Here is a 14,283-nt window from a genome sequence, read left to right on the forward strand (position 1 = left end):
CTGGAGGATTCCTGATCGCAAAATCTCATGGTATATTCTGCCATGGCACATTTATCAGGAACAGACCGCTTGCAAATGCTGCTTCTGCCTGAAGTGGTGGACGACTATGTCGGCGCAGACAACCCGGTCCGATTCATCGAAGCTTTCATTGACGGGCTGAATTTGCAGGCCTCCGGATTTGTCCGCGTCGAGCCCAAGGGGACGGGTCGTCCCGGTTACGATCCGGCCGATCTGCTGAAGCTCTACCTCTATGGATATTTGAACCGGGTGAGGTCGAGCCGGCGGCTTGAAGTCGAGACACATCGCAACATCGAAGTGATCTGGCTGCTGCGCCACCTGAAGCCCGACCACAAGACGATCGCCAACTTTCGCCGGGTGAACCATACCGCGTTTCGCCAGGTGTTCAGCGAATTCGTCATCGTGTGCCGACAGCTCGATCTGTTCGGGCGGGAGTTGCTGGCGGTGGACGGCACGCGCATCAAGGCGGTCAACAACAAGGATCGTAATTTCACGCGGGCGGCGCTGACAAAGTTCATCCGCGAGGCCGACGAACGGCTGACCGAGTATATGAAGCGGCTCGATGACGGCGATGCACAGGAAAAGAATACTGGCAGCGGCAGACCGCAAGCCAAAAACCTTGCCGAGAAGATCGCTGCGATCAAAGGCAAGCGTGATCGCCACAAGGCCCTGCTTGATGAGCTGGATCGCACCGGCGAAGACCAGATATCGCTCACCGATCCCGATAGCCGCGCTATGGCGCGCATGACCAATGTCGGCGTCGGTTACAACATCCAGCTTGCCGTCGACGTGAAGCACAAGCTGATCGCCGAACAGGAGGTCAGCAGCCAGGTCGTCGACATGGGACTGCTGACACAGACGACGCAGGCGGCGATGGACACGCTCGGCGTCGGGCAGATTGAGGTGGTTGCCGATCGCGGCTACTTCAAGGTCGAGGACATCGAGGCCTGCGAGAAGGCAGGCATCACCGCCTATGTCCCCAAGCCATTGCGAGGAGCCGCTGTCCGCGAGGGCTTCTTTTCCAAGGACGAGTTCCGCTATGATGCCGGGAAGGATGTCTATGTCTGCCCGGCGGGACAGCATCTTTCTCCGCGCTATGAGAAAAAGACGCGCGATCTGAAGCTTGTCGAATACTGCAACCGTGATGCCTGCCGGTCCTGCGGGTTGAAACCTCACTGTACACATGGGTACCGAAGGGTTGGGCGTGTCGAGAACGAGGCGGTGCTAGACCGGATGGCAGCGCGCATTGCCGCCAGACCAGAAGTCCTAGACCAGCGACGCGAAAGCGTTGAGCACCCGTTCGGGACCATAAAACAATGGATGTATCAGGGTGCATTCCTGATGCGGCGGCTGGAAAATGTGCGCGGCGAGTTCAGCTTGACGGCACTCGCCTACAACATTCGAAGAGCCATCACTCTCGTCGGCGTCACCGGCCTGATAGCCGCTGTCAGGGCTTGAGGGGAAGCTCAGCAACCCGAAAAGCAGTATCTTTCCCCTCAAAGAGCCGATCATATCCCGTCAGAAACGGATTATCACACGAGCAGGAGCCGACCACCAAAGTTTCCATAGCAACGACGGCGCAAGCGCTAAAACTCATCGCGTCACGAGTTTTGACACGGTCTGCCTGGTTTCCCGGCAGAAAACCGGTCGTGCGAAGGGACGTCTTCTTTCTTGGTAATATCGACCCAAACGAAACCGTGTCCTTCGACCTCATGGGATGGTCAGACGATCATGACATATTGCACGGCAAACTGAGGCGCGAATCCGGGGATTTGATCGCGACGATATTCATGTCTTCAAAAGATCTCCCGTGGTGACAACGTCTGGCTATGGCAACGCAGCCTCATTCAGATGCAGCAGCCAAAACAGTTGATCAATTCAATTTGATTTCCGGCTCATTAAAGAACGACAAGCATGATGAATTGAGCGCGGGAAACAACGCAGGTCGACCTTTGATATCACTCCAAACGCCGTCGAGCCCAGGGTCTAGCGCACGAAGTGGTCTCTCCAAGCTGCGGTCCATCGCATAAATTTCAAAGACATATGGTCGTCTTTACGGAGGCTTTCTGGTTCGGGATTGCTGGAACCATCCCCCGTCCGTGACGTTCTTTGGTTTTTAAAGGAGCGACATATGACAGCCCCCACGCCTGTCCGTTATTCCCCGGACCTCGAAACAGTCAAACCGGGAGAACAGGAGACGGTCTCCGCTCTCATCAAGCAGTTCGATATCATCCTCGAAAAGACCGCTGAAGACTACGGCCATGCCGTGCGCTCCGTGCATGCCAAGGCACATGGAATTCTCGAAGGCAGGATGATCGTCAAAGATGGCTTGCCAGCCGAACTTGCCCAGGGCCTGTTTGCGAAAGCCGGTGAATATCCGGTCTATATGCGTCTCTCTACAAACGCCGGTGACATCCTGCCCGATGCTATCGCTCTTCCGCGTGGTTTGGCCATCAAGGTCGTTGGCGTCGAGGGACCGCGTTTGCCGGACGCAAACGGCGATACGCAGGACTTTGTGATGGTGAATGGTCCGGTCTTCCAGGCACCTAACCCCGAGAAGTTTCTCTCCAGCCTCAAGCTTCTTGCCCGGACGACGGACAGAATGGAAGGTACCAAGACTGTGTTGTCGAGCGTGCTTCAAACCGTCAACAAAGGCCTTGAGGCCGTCGGCATTTCCAGCTCGACCATTCAGTCTCTCGGCGGCGCACCGAATGTCGATCCGCTTGGCGAGACATATTTCAGCGTTACCCCGTTCCGTTACGGTGACTACATCGCCAAGTTTCGTTTAAAGCCAGTCTCACCCGATTTGACGAAGCGGACCGGAACGGAAATCGATGTCAGCGTTCGTGAGGATGCGATCCGCGAGACCGTCCAGGCGGAGATGCAGTATACCCATGGGGAATGGGAATTCCAGGTGCAACTCTGTCGTGACGTCGAAATGCAGCCGATCGAAGACCCGACTGTCGAGTGGGTGGAAGATGAAGCGCCGTTCGTCACCGTCGCCACTGTAACCTCCATGCCCCAGGACAGTTGGAGCGATACGAAGGTTCAGAAGGTCGATGAACAGATGCGGTTTAGCGTCTGGACTGGCCTCGCGGACCATCAGCCTCTCGGCGGCATCAACCGCGTCCGCAAGGACACCTATGAGCACTCGGCAGAGTTCAGGGCAAAGTTCAATGGGTGTCCGTTCCATGAGCCACGTCAGTAGCCAGCTGTCGATACCAAACCATTTGGAGGCATGGCTGTTTTAAAGCCGCCTCTTTTCCTAACCTCACATCAAAAGAAAGGTCCGCCATGGCCGACCCTATCAAAAACCCGGAAGCCGAAGGTCCCGCTGGTGGCTGGGGATCGGTAAAGTCGATCGCCCGTATGCTGGGCGACAACAAACCCTCACCCGCAATCCTTGAAACGCTTTACCGCCTGAATAAGCCTGCCGGGCTTATGTGCGTTTCCTGCGCGTGGCCGAAACCCGCAAACTATCATCCCTTCGAGTTCTGCGAAAACGGCGCCAAGGCAACGATCTCGGACCTGACCAGTGCGCGCTGCACGCCTGATTTCTGGAGCCGCCATACCGTTGCTGAACTCAGGAACTGGAAAGACTATGACCTCGAACAGACCGGGCGGCTGACGCATCCTCTCCGCTATGACGCTGCAACGGACCGCTATGTTGAGGTGACGTGGGACAAGGCCTTCTCTGAAATCGGCGCGACGTTGAAATCCTTGCCGCGCGAGAGCGTTGTCTTCTATTCTTCCGGCCATGCCGGTCTTGAAGCATCCTATCTCTACGCCCTGGTCGCGCGGGTCTACGGCAACAACAACCTGCCCCAGAGTTCCAACATGTGCCATGAGACGACGTCAGTCGGGCTTCAGAAGGTTATCGGCTCGCCTGTTGGCACCATTGTCTGGGACGACCTGGAGAAGGCCGACGCATTCTTCTTTTTCGGCCAAAACCCGGGATCGAACAGTCCGCGCTTCCTTCACCCATTGCAGGAGGCCAAGCAGCGCGGTGCGCGCATCGTCACATTCAACCCGGTTGTCGAGCAGGGGCTGGTATCATTCGTCAATCCACAAAGCCCGGTTGACATGCTGACGGGACGCGAAACGCAGATTTCAGACGAGTATCTCCAAGTCCGGGCTGGCAGTGACATTTCTGCAATACTGGGTCTATGCAAGGTTGTCATCGAAGCTGACGACATGGCGGTGGCCAATGGACAAAAGCGCGTGCTCGATGTGGCGTTCATCGATGAGCACACGACAGGATTCGATAGTTTTATCGCCCTTGTCAGAACCACGAACTGGGCCGATATCGAGCGTGAAAGCGGCCTGACTGAATCGGCGATCCGGCGTGCCGGTGAAATATATATCGACGCGGAAAGGGTCATCGGTGTCTACGGCATGGGCCTGACGCAGCATTCGCAAGGCGCGATTAATGTGGCCATGCTGGTCAATCTGCTGCTTCTGCGCGGCAATATCGGACGCGAAGGAGCTGGCTGCTGTCCGGTTCGCGGCCATTCGAATGTACAGGGTCAACGAACCGTCGGGATCGCTGAGAAGACCAAGCTTATTCCCATGGACAGGTTGAAAGAGCTCTTCGATTTCGATCCCCCGACCGAGGACGGCACGACCATCGTCGATGCCGTGAAAGGGCTGATGGCTGACAAGATCAAAGCCTTCATTTCATTGGGAGGCAATCTTGTCCGCGCCGTACCAGATCAAAAGGAGATGGAACGCGCTTGGGCTCGCCAGGAGCTGACCGTGATTGTCTCTACCAAGCTAAACCGGAGCCATCTTTTTCCCGGCAAGCAGGCCTATATCCTTCCCTGCCTGTCGCGTGCAGAGATAGATGAGCAGACCACAGGAAATCAAGCCGTATCCATCGAGGATAGCTTCTCCCATATTTCTGGATCAATCGGCAAAAGACCTCCCGCCTCCAAACATTTGAAGAGCGAACTGGCGATCGTGGCCGGCATTGCAAAGGCGACGCTCGCCGTAAGGCCAAAACTGAAATGGGATGAATGGCAAGGTGACTACAGGCTCGTGCGAGACCTGATCGAAGCGACCTATCCCGAGGACTTCAAGGACTATAATGCACGCATGTTCCAGCCGGGCGGGTTTTACCGCGGCAATGCAGCTCATGAACGCATCTGGAAGACCGAGGAAAAGAAGGCTGTCTTTACAACGCCTAGCCAAATGAATGCGCTGTCCTTCGAGGATGCCGACGGCCGGTTCAGACTTGTCACAATGCGATCAAACGATCAATTCAATACGACAATCTATGGTTACTCCGACCGCTTCCGCGGCATAGAGGGCACTCGCGACGTCCTGTTGATGTGCGAAAGCGATATCGCGACATCGGGACTTAAACCGGGGCAGGTTGTCACACTCGTCAGCGATTTCGGCGACGGCGTTCGCAGAGAGCTCGGTGGCTTGACGGTCACCGCTCATAATCTGCCAAAAGGGACGATCGGCACTTATTATCCTGAAGCCAATGTGCTGATCGCCATTGATCATCATGACGAGATGTCGAAGACACCCGCATCGAAAGCAATTCCAGTCCGGATCGAAACCTAGAGTTTACCTTAGGAAAAGTGTGAGGTGGTTTTACCTCTGGAAATGCTCTAACGAACCAGCACCGAATCCACTCCGAGCCAGTCGTCGCGCAGAAGCGCCATCAAAAGCAAATCGGCGCGACGGCCATCCGGGTAGCGCAACGCGCTGCGCATCAGTCCCTCCTCGATAAAACCCAGTTTGGTATAGACGCGCCGTGCAATCGTGTTTGACGGAAGGACATCGAGAATCAGGCGACCAATTGTCGGATCTGAGAAAACATCAGCGCAGATACGCTGCATAAACGCGCTGCCCATGCCGCTCCCGGACCGCTCAACGGCGACACGTCGAATTACGACATTCCCCATGCCGTCGTCCGGCCTCAACACCACGAAGCCAACGGGCTTTTCTACACACACGCCGATCAGATATTTGCAGGTGGGGTCAGCCATTCGGCTTTCATGTTCCTGAACCGAATAGGTACCCACGCGCTCTGGATAGCCGGGGAGCCGTTCGACACGCATGACGAAATCGATGTCATCCCGGGTTGCGGGCCGGATGGTAAGCGCAGGAAGTGCTGGCATCGCAACGCTCTCAGATTTTTCCGGGTACGACATCGTCTATGTCAGCCTGGAGCCATCCATTGGCACGCGTTAGATAGGCAATGCTCTCAAAGCCAGCGGCTCGGATCGCTGCAACGGACTGCTCAAGCCCAACGCCCACGGTGTCCACGCCGTGGCTGTCATCACCCAGCGTCACGCGGATACCCATATGGCAAGCACGTTTGAGTATGTGCGGCAGGGGGTAAACCGGGCCGTAGCCATTGCGAAATGCGGCGCAGTTCACATCCAATATGCCGCCATAGGCCTTGATCGCTTCGAGAAGAATGTCCACCTCGCGCAGAACCGCCGGGGAAAATTCGAAGCTGGCTGGCTCAAATTTTCGAACAAGATCGAGATGGGCAACGACATCTGGACGAAGGCGCTGCACCATGTCGGTTGCCGACCGGAAATAGGCGATCTGCAGGGCATCGGTGCCACCCAGTTCCTGCTTGAGAGCCTCGGTCGATTGGGCAGAGTAATCGAGCCAACATCCGTCGATATCATGGACACTGCCGACAATGTAATCGAATGGATGAGCGTCCCGTATAGCTTTCATCTTCGCAAGCCAGGTATCCGGCGGCAATTTCTCAGTCTCAAAACCGATCAGCAACTCGATCCGGTCCGCATAGGCGTCACGAAGCTTGAATGCGTGATCGACATAATCGGCGAACTGCCGCACAAGACCCGCAACCCCTAACCTTTCTTCGCCGGGATAAAGATCTTCTTCGCGATATCGCGGGCAGTGTTCGCTCAGGCCGTAATGGGTAAAGCCGCGGTCGATTGCCGTTTCGATGACCTCAGCAAGGGTGGATTTCGCATGGTCGCAGAATTGTCCGCTGTGTCCGCCGTGATAACTAAACCAAGTCATAGCGTGTCCTCAGGCCGTTTTCGCAGGCGAGCGATAGATCGAACCCTTGTAATCCTCGATATAGCTCTTCATCAGCCCATCTATAGCCATGAATTCAACCGAGATATCATCCTTGCCGAAGTCCAGCAATGTCACGCCCAGCAGCTCTTTGCCTGGCTGGCTCGGCATGGATTCGTCGCGGGCCAGAAAGCTGGATGCAGGCGTCCAGATTAACACCGGCTCATCCTTCTGCCGCAGATGCAGCGTGCGATGCATATGGCCTGAGATCACCGCAAACACGCCGTGCTCGGCGATCAGCCGCTGCAACCGCAGACGGTCTTGTGTCTTCAGCGCCCATGCAGGCCTGTCGGCTTCGTTCCAGTCTTCAAGAAAGAGAGGCATGTGGAGAAACAAGACCGGTTTACGGTTGCCCCGCTCGGTCAACATGCGCTCCAAGGCTGCCCATTGCTGCTCCTCGGCTAGCAGGCCCGAGCCGATAATCTGGCTGTTCAGGCCGATCAGCCTCCAGCCCTCAGCAGCGTCGCTGTGCCAGGCCCAGGCGCCAAAATGCTTCTCCCAGGCCGCGAGACGCGCCTCATTTGCGGGCTGCACGCTGTCACTGGCAATATCGCCAACATCATGATTGCCCGGCAGGACGAGAACCGGAGCCGTGATTTCCTTGAGTTCAGCCGCGCCAAATGCCAGATCTGCCTCGAGATTTGCACCATCCAACGTCAGATCGCCGAGAACAATTGCCAGTCCCACATCGTCACAGCCGTTGACGGTTTTAACCGCCGCCTTCCAGTTTTCGACGAATATGTCGTTTTGAGAGCCGATGTGAGGATCGGCCAGGATCGCTATTTTCATTATCTTTCCTTGGACGCTTTAATCTGCAACTGCCGATCACTGCGCATAAGCTGGCGGCAGGTGGGGCGCACCGAAGGGTGCGCCCCGGCTTGCATTATTTCGCCGCCATCACAGCCGCGACATGCTCACGAATTTTCGGCATGGCAGCCTCGGGCGTGATCTTGCCCCGCTGCAATTGGTCCAGAACCGGAGCAACGCCCTTCCACACGCCATCCGCCGTATTCTTCGGATAGGCAAACCACGGCATGGCGGCATTCATCGACTTGAAGACCGTCTGGAAGTTTGGATGCTCTGCATAAAAACCCTCGAGCGCCTTGGCAGCCTGGACGTTGACCGGCATGTAACCGCTTGTCTTTGAGACTTCAGCCTGAACCGAGGCGCTGGTCATGTATTTGACGAACTCCCAGGCGGCAGCGCGCTTGGCGGCATCCTTGGAAAACACCATCAGGGCATTACCGCCAGCCGGCAGGCCGCCCTTCTTGGCGTCGATCAGCGGGAAGCGGACGGTGCGCATGGTGAAGCGGTCGCCGATGGCGGTCTCGTAAGCCACGAGATCGGACGGCGACTCCACGACGATGCCAATCTTCCCGGCAAAGAACTGCTGCTGCGCAGGCTTGGGGTCGGCATAAACGGACATGCCCGTCTTGACCGCCAGATCCTGGGTGATGCGCAGTGCTTCCAGCCCCGCCTTGTTATCATAACCAATGCCGGTGGCCTTGGCATCAAGCATCTGGTCGCCAGCGCTCATTACCATCATCTGCCAGTACCAGTCATCGCTCAATCCACCGACGGAGAAACCGATGCCCGAAACACCATTGCCAAGCTTGCTGATCTTGGCAGCCAGATCAATGACGCCATCCCACGTGGTCGGGAACTGATCGACATTGCCACCAGCCTTTTCGACCAAATCCTTGTTGACGTAGAGAAGCGGCAGGGAGGCCGTAAATGGCATCGCATACTGTTGACCATCGACTTTTGCGAGGTCGAGAATGGCCGGCGCATAATTGGCCGCCTGCCAGTCCTTCCCTTCCTTATCCAGCAGCGGATCGAGCGAGCTTGTCTCGCCCCGATCCTTCATCACGCCCACAAGGCTAGGAATGGAGGAGTAAGACGCGAGATAGACATCCGGCGTCGAGCCCGTCATCATTCCACGAATGACGCTTTGGTCACCAGCGCTGTAGTTTTCGGCTGGTGCCTGCTCTTTGATGATGATCTCAGGATGTGCCTTCTTGAAACCCTCCAGAATAGGCTGCATAAATGCAAGCCGTGTGTGATAGAAGGTCAGCGTGACGGGATCAGCGGCGAAAGCCGATGTGGTACCGGCGATGGTCAGGGCCGCAGCCGCGAAGATGTTTTTCATTTTCATGGTGGTTCCTACAAGGTGAAGTGGTCTTGACTTTCGGACCTGCCCGGTGGCCGCCGGGCAGGTCCGCATCACTTGACGCCGGTCATCGTAACGCCCTGAACGAATCCGCGCTGTGCAGCGAGGAACAACAGGATCAGCGGTCCGGTGATCAGGGTCGCGCAGGCCATTAAAGGCCCGAAGCTGTCTCCGCCTTCCTGGCTCCGGAAAAACAGGAGGCCGAGCGTCGGTGGTGACAGATCGATGGATCTGATCACGATCATTGGCCAATAGAGATCGTTCCAATGAAAGGTGATCGAGAAGATCGCGAATGCGGCAATGGCGGGTTTCATCGCTGGCAGAATGATGCGAACGACGATTTCGATCTCGCTCATCCCGTCCAGCCGTGCAGCCAGAAGAATCTCGTCGGGGAACGAGCGAATGAACTGATAGAACATGAAGATCGCAAAACCCGAGGTCAGGTAGGGCAGCATCACGCCCGCATAGGTATCCAGAAGCCCGAACTTGGCGAGCACCATGAAGATCGGCAGGGCGGTTGCCTGGGCGGGAACGGAGAGGCTGATCAGAACAATCGCGAAAAGAAGGTGCTGACCACGAAACCTGAACTTCGCAAGCGCATAGGCACAGGTGACCGTCGTCAGGATCTGGAACAGCAGGATACCGCCGGTCATGATGACGCCGTTGAGCATAAACCGTGGCAATGGAGACTCGAACAGCGCTCGCGTATAGTTGTCCGTTATCGATGTCAGGATCGGCGGCGCATCATTGAGGCTGCCGAATATCTCCCCCGGGGCCTGCGTTGACGCCCGCCACATCCAGAAAAACGGATAGACCATCAGAAAGGCACCGCCGAGCAGAACGGCATGCGACATCACGGCACGAAGCAAAGAGCGAACCATCAGAAATGCGCCCTTCTGTTGCTCAAGCCGACATGGACGATCGAAAATGTGCCGATCAACAGGAGATACACGACAGTTAGCGCGCTGCCATAACCTGCTTTCAGGCCTGTGAACGTATCCGTGTTGATCTTGTGCAGCAGCATTTCAGTTGCGCCATAGGGGCCACCATTGGTCAGAACCGCTACCGTGTCGAAGACCTGGAACGACTGTATGCAGCTCAAAACGACAACGATGATCGTCGTCGGGGCCAACAGCGGCCAGGTCAGGTAACGAAGACGGTCCCAAAAGCCGTCCATGCCATCAAGGGCAGACGCCTCGTTCAGCTCGCTTGAAATAACCGTGAGCCCCGCCAGAAAAAGGATGAGATTGAAGCCGAAGAGATGCCAGATGCCGATGATGGCAAGGCCGATCAGCGCAAGCGTTCCATCGGCAAAAAAATCGAGGGGTGGCAAGCCCAGAGCTTCCAGCAGGCTGGCCAGGGGCCCGATATGGCCATTGAGCAGGTAGCTCCAGACAATGGACATGGCCGTCAGTGTGGACGTGACGGGCAGAAAGTAGACGATTTCGTAGAAACGCCGCGAGCGGCGGCGACCGTTGAGCAGCACGGCAACACACAGCGCACCGAACACCGATACGGGTACGACAATTGCCGTATAGAGTGCGCTGTTGCGCAAGGCGGCCCAGAAGAATGGGTCATTGATCATTTTGTAATAGTTGCCAAGGCCGACGAAATTCAGGCTGAGCCGACCGAGTCGATAATCGGTCAAGCTGATCAGGACCACGACGAAGATCGGCGCAACCACCGTTGCGATCAGCAGAAAGAAGACCGGAGCCGCAAAGAGATGCGCCATGGCGGCATAACTGAAGCGCTTTGATGAGACCGCAGACGATTGGGAGTGCAGATTAGACAGAGACGTCATAACATGCCTCCTCCACCGGAGCTGCCAAAGGAAGCGACATTGGAACACGACGACCGCTTTGATCAAAGATGAGTGGGGCATCTGAGGCGATCCGCAGCGCAATCCTTTCACCTATCTTGCGGCCCGTCGCCAATCGGGCAAAGCTCTCTGGCCGCAGTTGCACGCGCACAGTACCAGCACCGATCTCAGTGCCGTCGCACCGGATGCCGACATCGTTGCCCGCGAACTCCACCTGTTCCACCCGAAGCGAAAAATCCCCATTTCCATCTTCAGTCGGATGCAGTCGTTCCGGCCGGATCGCCAATTGGTATGAACCATCCGCGATGCCCGGCAATGTCAGCTGCAATGCCCGTCCATTGATTGAAACCACCCCCTTGCTGACCGTCACCGGCATTTCGTTGATCGCCGTTGTGCCGACAAACCGTGCGACGGAAAGATAGTTCGGCTGGTCGTAGATCTCTGCCGGTGCTCCACACTGCCTGATCTCTCCACCTTCCATCACGGCGATCCGATCTGACATCGTCATGGCCTCGGTCTGGTCGTGGGTGACGTAAACGAATGTGATGCCAGTCCGGCGGTGCAGGTCCACGATCTCATCACGTAACTGCTGGCGCAGCTTCGCATCGAGGTTCGAAAGTGGCTCGTCCATCAGAAAGACGCCAGGTTGCCGGACCATTGCGCGACCGACCGCTACACGCTGTCTTTGGCCGCCGGACAGCTGTGAAGGCTTGCGATCCATCAACGTTTCGAGGCCAAGTTGTCTTGCTGTCCGGATGATATCCGTCTCGATATCGTTGCGGATGCTGCGCACCCTTGATGACAGAAGCGAGGCCCCCGGCAGGCGCTGGCTGAACGACAACCGCGCCATTTCGAGCGGCATGGCCAGGTTCGCACGGACCGTCATATGCGGATAGAGCGCATAATTCTGGAAAACCATGGCAATGCCGCGTCGCTTCGGCGGCAGTGAGGACACGTCACGTCCTTCGATCATGATATGCCCGTCTGTGGAAGGTTCAAAACCAGCCAGCAGCCGCAACAGTGTCGATTTTCCACACCCGGATGGCCCGAGCAGCGTCAGGAATTCACCCTCACGGATGTGAAGGTTGATGCGCTTTAGAACCTGCACGCGCTCAAAGCGCTTTTCCAGGTCAACGATATCAATGGAATGACCGACCATATTCTTCACTGCTTTTCCCGGATCACACCGTCAAAATTACGAGGGTCGAAACACAGCGATGTTTCAGCCAACGCCCTCAGTCAATTCGCCCCCTGATGTAAGAGGGTTTTTTAAAGACTCGATGACAAATCCCCTAAAATAAAATATTTTTATCCATATTTCTTATGGAGATAGATTGCATAAATAACGAATTGGTTACTTTATAAATCACTCTAAGCTGTTGACGCAGGCCGTAAAACCGCCTTATCCAACATTGGCAATGACCGGGCCGAAATCGCCGTTTGGTCTGGGTGAAGCAAGGACGCCGATCTTGAAGTGAGGGTCATCGTGACGGAAGAAAAACAGGCAACGAAGCAGCCTCGGCGCCGACATCCGCGCAGGCCGGATTTGTCTCAAAACCGAATTCTGGAGGCTGCCGTTGTCGAGTTTGCGGCAAATGGTCTGACGGGCACCCGCGTTGAAGCCATTGCAGAACGGGCAGAGATCAACAAGCGGATGATCTATCAGTATTTCGGCAATAAGGAATTGCTCTATCAGGCGGTGATCGAGAAGGTCTATCGCGATGTCTGGGACGCCGAGGCGGCGTTGAATCTCGATCAGCTACCACCGCGCGACGCGCTGATCGCCTTGGTCACGTTCGTCTGGACATATTATCTTGAACACCCGGAATTCATTACCATCCTGAACTCCGAGAATCAGTTGAAAGCCATCCACTTCAAAAAGTCCCGCGCCATCCGGGAAGGTGCTGCCAGCTCCCGGCCACTCGTTGATGACATCCTGCGGCGTGGTGAGGCGGATGGCACCTTTCGTCTTGGAATTGATCCGATCCAGTTGAGCCTGACGATCACCTCGATCTGCTACTACTATTTCACCAACCAAGCCACCAGTTCAATCGTCTACGGGCAGCGAATGATGATGCGAGCGGCCTTGGAAAGGCGCCTCGCTTTCAACATTCAGACAGTTCTGGCCATCGTAAGCCCTGATCGGAACGAGCCTTGAAAAACGCGGCGTCGCGGTCGCGAACCGGCAACGAGGTGCACTCCTGATAATCCGGCATGCTGCCAGGCAAAATTCAACCGTGAGATGGAACAGGATCCTCCTCGTGGCGTTTGCCTGCCATCATCAAAGGAGGTTCAGGATGGCTTTTATCGAAGCGAAAGATGGTACGCAATTGCACGTAAAGGACATGGGAAAAGGCCGCCCGGTGGTGCTTATCCATGGATGGCCCTTGACCGGCGATATGTTCGAATATCAGACACTCGCTCTGCTGGAAGCGGGCTTTCGCGTCATCACTTACGACCGTCGTGGCTTTGGTCAGTCAGGTCATCCAGCCGATGGCTACAATTACGACACGTTTGCCGATGACCTCGCCAGCGTGATTGATAGCCTCGAACTTCAGGATGTGTCGCTCGTCGGCTTTTCCATGGGTGGTGGCGAGATCGCCCGCTACCTGTCGCGACACGGGGATTCAAAGGTCTCCAAGGCGGTGCTGGTTGCCTCTGTGGCGCCGTATCTTCTCAAGGATGCAAGCAATCCTGAGGGTGTCGACGCTAGCGTATTTGAGGGTATGAAGGAGGACATCCGCAAAGACCGGTTTGCGTTTCTTCAGAGCTTTGCCAAGACCTTCTACGGCGTCGGCCTGGTCACCAGTCCGGTGAGCCAGGGCGTATTGGATTGGTCATTCATTCTCGGCGTTATGGCCAGCCCCAAAGCGACAATTGATTGTGTCGATGCATTTGGTAAGACCGATTTCAGGCCAGATCTTGCCGCGTTCACCATCCCCACACTGGTCATCCATGGCACGGCAGACAAGACCGTACCGATTGACCCCGCAGGTCGGGCAGCAGCCAATGGTATCGCAGGTGCCAAACTTATCGAATACGAAGGCGAGCCTCACGGCCTGTTTGCCACGGCTCCAGACCGGCTCAATCGAGATCTGATCGAGTTCCTTGGATAATTCGTTTTTGGTGCGCCTTGCGAAAGCATAAGGCGCATCAAATCGTCTTGGAAGACAGCGACTTCGGCTGATATCATACATTGGGT

General features: G+C 56.1%; 12 protein-coding genes. 5 read left to right on the plus strand and 7 right to left on the minus strand.

Annotation, left to right across the window (positions count from 1 at the left end):
- Positions 1-42 precede the first annotated feature (42 nt).
- The 3 genes from G6L01_RS24340 to G6L01_RS24350 all read left to right on the plus strand — a co-directional run bounded on the left by G6L01_RS24340 (position 43) and on the right by G6L01_RS24350 (position 5,589).
- Entirely contained in the window at positions 43-1,476 is a 1,434-nt protein-coding gene (locus G6L01_RS24340; RefSeq protein WP_070166161.1) for an IS1182 family transposase, read from the plus strand.
- A 673-nt stretch (positions 1,477-2,149) separates the two neighbouring features.
- Positions 2,150-3,226, plus strand: a complete 1,077-nt coding sequence (locus G6L01_RS24345; RefSeq protein ID WP_070165951.1) for a catalase family protein — start codon at positions 2,150-2,152, stop codon at positions 3,224-3,226.
- An 86-nt stretch (positions 3,227-3,312) separates the two neighbouring features.
- A complete protein-coding gene (locus G6L01_RS24350) occupies positions 3,313-5,589 on the plus strand; it encodes an FdhF/YdeP family oxidoreductase (RefSeq protein WP_070165953.1) in 2,277 nt (758 codons plus the stop codon).
- A 47-nt stretch (positions 5,590-5,636) separates the two neighbouring features.
- Here G6L01_RS24350 and G6L01_RS24355 read toward each other — a convergent pair whose 3' ends face one another.
- The 7 genes from G6L01_RS24355 to G6L01_RS24385 all read right to left on the minus strand — a co-directional run bounded on the left by G6L01_RS24355 (position 5,637) and on the right by G6L01_RS24385 (position 12,240).
- Positions 5,637-6,149: a GNAT family N-acetyltransferase gene (locus tag G6L01_RS24355; protein WP_060717761.1), complete on the minus strand. Its 513-nt coding sequence runs from the start codon at positions 6,147-6,149 to the stop codon at positions 5,637-5,639.
- A gap of 10 nt (positions 6,150-6,159) precedes the next feature.
- Positions 6,160-7,035, minus strand: coding sequence for a histidinol-phosphatase (locus G6L01_RS24360; RefSeq protein ID WP_060717760.1), 876 nt, complete (start codon positions 7,033-7,035; stop codon positions 6,160-6,162).
- A 9-nt stretch (positions 7,036-7,044) separates the two neighbouring features.
- Positions 7,045-7,881, minus strand: a complete 837-nt coding sequence (locus tag G6L01_RS24365; RefSeq protein WP_060717759.1) for a metallophosphoesterase family protein — start codon at positions 7,879-7,881, stop codon at positions 7,045-7,047.
- 94 nt (positions 7,882-7,975) lie between these two features.
- On the minus strand, positions 7,976-9,247 hold the full coding sequence (locus G6L01_RS24370; RefSeq protein WP_234614186.1) for an ABC transporter substrate-binding protein: 1,272 nt from the start codon (positions 9,245-9,247) through the stop codon (positions 7,976-7,978).
- A 68-nt stretch (positions 9,248-9,315) separates the two neighbouring features.
- Positions 9,316-10,143, minus strand: coding sequence for a carbohydrate ABC transporter permease (locus G6L01_RS24375; protein ID WP_060717757.1), 828 nt, complete (start codon positions 10,141-10,143; stop codon positions 9,316-9,318).
- On the minus strand, positions 10,143-11,063 hold the full coding sequence (locus G6L01_RS24380) for a carbohydrate ABC transporter permease (RefSeq protein WP_060717756.1): 921 nt from the start codon (positions 11,061-11,063) through the stop codon (positions 10,143-10,145). The genes G6L01_RS24375 and G6L01_RS24380 overlap by 1 nt, the downstream gene beginning before the upstream one ends.
- Positions 11,047-12,240, minus strand: coding sequence for an ABC transporter ATP-binding protein (locus tag G6L01_RS24385; RefSeq protein WP_060717755.1), 1,194 nt, complete (start codon positions 12,238-12,240; stop codon positions 11,047-11,049). The genes G6L01_RS24380 and G6L01_RS24385 overlap by 17 nt, the downstream gene beginning before the upstream one ends.
- Before the next feature lie 387 nt (positions 12,241-12,627).
- Here G6L01_RS24385 and G6L01_RS24390 point away from each other — a divergent pair, with 387 nt between their 5' ends.
- Both G6L01_RS24390 and G6L01_RS24395 read left to right on the plus strand, forming a co-directional pair.
- Positions 12,628-13,239 (plus strand): TetR/AcrR family transcriptional regulator, encoded by a 612-nt coding sequence (locus G6L01_RS24390; protein WP_156545244.1) that lies wholly within the window; start codon positions 12,628-12,630, stop codon positions 13,237-13,239.
- 139 nt (positions 13,240-13,378) lie between these two features.
- Positions 13,379-14,197, plus strand: coding sequence for an alpha/beta fold hydrolase (locus G6L01_RS24395; protein ID WP_070165955.1), 819 nt, complete (start codon positions 13,379-13,381; stop codon positions 14,195-14,197).
- Positions 14,198-14,283: the final 86 nt, after the last annotated feature.

This window comes from Agrobacterium vitis (genome assembly GCF_013337045.2).
GTDB lineage: Bacteria > Pseudomonadota > Alphaproteobacteria > Rhizobiales > Rhizobiaceae > Allorhizobium > Allorhizobium vitis_B.

What these genes read in the sequence shown, in the direction of transcription:
- G6L01_RS24365 (WP_060717759.1), bottom strand. Translation starts at nt 7,881, where the DNA reads ATGAAAATAGCGATCCTGGCCGATCCTCACATCGGCTCTCAAAACGAC.
- G6L01_RS24355 (WP_060717761.1), bottom strand. Translation starts at nt 6,149, where the DNA reads ATGCCAGCACTTCCTGCGCTTACCATCCGGCCCGCAACCCGGGATGAC.
- G6L01_RS24345 (WP_070165951.1), top strand. Translation starts at nt 2,150, where the DNA reads ATGACAGCCCCCACGCCTGTCCGTTATTCCCCGGACCTCGAAACAGTC.
- G6L01_RS24385 (WP_060717755.1), bottom strand. Translation starts at nt 12,240, where the DNA reads ATGGTCGGTCATTCCATTGATATCGTTGACCTGGAAAAGCGCTTTGAG.
- G6L01_RS24375 (WP_060717757.1), bottom strand. Translation starts at nt 10,143, where the DNA reads ATGGTTCGCTCTTTGCTTCGTGCCGTGATGTCGCATGCCGTTCTGCTC.
- G6L01_RS24395 (WP_070165955.1), top strand. Translation starts at nt 13,379, where the DNA reads ATGGCTTTTATCGAAGCGAAAGATGGTACGCAATTGCACGTAAAGGAC.
- G6L01_RS24360 (WP_060717760.1), bottom strand. Translation starts at nt 7,035, where the DNA reads ATGACTTGGTTTAGTTATCACGGCGGACACAGCGGACAATTCTGCGAC.
- G6L01_RS24350 (WP_070165953.1), top strand. Translation starts at nt 3,313, where the DNA reads ATGGCCGACCCTATCAAAAACCCGGAAGCCGAAGGTCCCGCTGGTGGC.
- G6L01_RS24380 (WP_060717756.1), bottom strand. Translation starts at nt 11,063, where the DNA reads ATGACGTCTCTGTCTAATCTGCACTCCCAATCGTCTGCGGTCTCATCA.
- G6L01_RS24340 (WP_070166161.1), top strand. Translation starts at nt 43, where the DNA reads ATGGCACATTTATCAGGAACAGACCGCTTGCAAATGCTGCTTCTGCCT.
- G6L01_RS24370 (WP_234614186.1), bottom strand. Translation starts at nt 9,247, where the DNA reads ATGAAAATGAAAAACATCTTCGCGGCTGCGGCCCTGACCATCGCCGGT.